Here is a 2364-nt window from a genome sequence, read left to right as displayed (position 1 = left end):
AAAACTTCTGGCAGGATTGAGGATGCAGAGGTTTCTGTTGTATCTATATGATTTAGCTTACTTCTAAAAATTCTGCGGGTTTGGGATTACAACCCCTTCTATAAAGGAAAACTTGTAAACCAAGTTGGTTCAGGACTTGAAGTTCCAGGCTCTCCCGAAAAAATTACCAATAATGTTTATCTTATACACGGATACAGAAATAATGACGGGTCAGCGCAATCGGCCGTTATTGCATCAGGACATGGGAGGGTATTACTTGCTGCTATTGGGCATGAACTTTATCAATGTGCATCTACGGCAGGATCGAAACCACTGATGGCTGTTTTTGTACGGAATCCGAATAATCTAAAATATCTTTCGGCACTAAAGGAATGGGCATCTTCATACTGTAAAAAATACACACTCCACATTTACAATCTCAACTGCAAGTTATGCAAGAACAAGAAGCCACTCATCACCGATTGCCCATTAGATGCCACGAATAACGCGAAGATGCCAGCGAAGCTCAGGTAAACTGTCAAACAGCGCTAGTGATTAGCCAGTTTTCAGCAGAAATCAGCGTTTGGATTGTTCGCCATTGAGAGCCTCCGTATTTCGCTAATGCACCTAATACTTCAGCAAACGAATGATTCATATTCCGCGATATGCGGTGGTAAATATCTGATGCTGACAGATGGCAAACGAATGACGCTGATTAACACGCCGGTTAAACAAGCAGTAAATACAGGCGTTTCAGCCTGTGCCATGCCGTTATTTTTGGCGCTTTGCCCAAATATCGCCCAAGTGAACCCCAAAAAACGTCATTATTTGCGACTAGTCACGATATGTCATCATTGCGCAGTTACGCTAAACAGGAAGCTGAGGATAAATGAACAAAAATCATGGGTACAACATATCCGTAATCGCTGTATCCGGAGAATTCTCACTGCGTCTCTCTCCTCGCGTATTGAGCTAAAGCGCCATCCGGGGTTTTCGCTTCGACGGTGGCAACGCTCACGTACCCCCTATTTCGGAGATTGGATTCACGCCAGCCGTTGCCATAGGCTCCGACGATGATTCCCAACACCAGCCCCTCCAGGTCGAAACCCAGATTCGTTGCTGAGGCGGGAGGCTGTCCGTGGGTGATGGATATCTGGAAAAACACGCTCACGATGGCGATGACTAGAAAGAGCAGCGCCCATCCCCACATTTTCTTCACCAGCATCCAAAAGAAACCGAAACAGAATCCCGGCCAGGAGACGCCGACTTTAACCGCCTCCAACCCGCGCGTAGGATGCTCGAATACGTGATATGTCTTCATGAAGGGATTCCTTATGGTGGCGCAACTTCAGGAACAAGTTAGCCCAATTATAACGGTCTCCATATAGGGGATGTAAGCCCAACTGAACCTCAAAAATGTCAAACAGCACTGCTGATTGACCAACTTTCAGCAGAAATCAGCGTTTGGATTGTTCACTCAGTCTTGAAAAGACTGGTAAAAAACCGGATGCTGACGAATAGCTATCGAATGGCGCCGATTAACAAATAACGAGAGCCGAGATGACATTTTATGACATGAGGCGGTGATGACCAGAAAACCATTTTATGCGGACCTTGACGCCAGTATCCGCACCCTTCTACTCGCTCAGATTCGCAACCTGTGGACCCATACATCCACAGCCATAGAAGGGAACAGCCTGACGCTCGGTGACACCGCTTTTATTCTTGAGGAAGGTCTTACGGTGGCCGGAAAGCCATTGCGGGACCACCAGGAAGTCATCGGTCATGCCAAGGCCATTGAAATCATCTACGCCCTTATGGCTAAGGACCAGATACAGGACAAAGACCTTTTTGCCTTGCACCGTGCGGTACTGACCGATGCAGTCGTGGACATCTTCAAGCCCGCAGGTGCCTGGAAGAATGAACCCAATTTTACAACCTATATTGGCGAGGATGGCCGTCAGCGGTATCGGGAATTTCCGGCCCCCAGAAGCATCCCCATCTTGATGGGACAGTGGTTGCGACTGCTCAATGCGGCCTTGAATGGAGATTTGAACGATAGGGAAGCGGTGCAGATCTATGCCGATCTGCACCTGATCCTGGTGACCATCCATCCCTTTTTTGATGGTAATGGGCGCGTGGCCAGGCTGATCTCCAATGTGCCGGTTTTGCACGCGGGTTTCCCGCCTATCGTGGTGCCCACAGAGGCCCGGCAGGTGTACAAGCGGATGGTTTCTGATTATCAGACCACCATTCCCGACTTGGGCGAGCTAAAAGACCTGGGCACGCTCCCGGATAATGTCGAGCGACAACATTTCAGGGAAATGTGCCAGAGTTATTGGGAGCCCACACAGACGCTTTTGCGACAGGCGCAAACGATGCAGC

At 48.6% G+C, this 2364-nt stretch carries 2 protein-coding genes; one reads left to right on the top strand and one right to left on the bottom strand.

Annotation, left to right across the window (positions count from 1 at the left end; translation table 11 throughout):
* Positions 1–922: 922 nt before the first annotated feature.
* Positions 923–1300 carry a DUF2628 domain-containing protein gene (locus AC2VLY_RS11925; RefSeq protein ID WP_486892436.1) on the bottom strand — a complete coding sequence of 126 codons (378 nt, stop codon included), beginning with the start codon at positions 1298–1300 and terminating at the stop codon, positions 923–925.
* 265 nt (positions 1301–1565) lie between these two features.
* On the opposite strand from AC2VLY_RS11925, the gene AC2VLY_RS11920 reads away from it, so the two are divergent.
* The coding region (locus AC2VLY_RS11920; RefSeq protein WP_486892437.1) for a Fic family protein at positions 1566–2364 on the top strand (799 nt) is incomplete at its 3' end.

The sequence above is a fragment of the Acidithiobacillus sp. TH-A36 genome, assembly GCF_057473445.1.
Note: the sequence above shows the minus strand (reverse complement) of the source record. Positions and strands in the feature narration are given on the sequence as shown.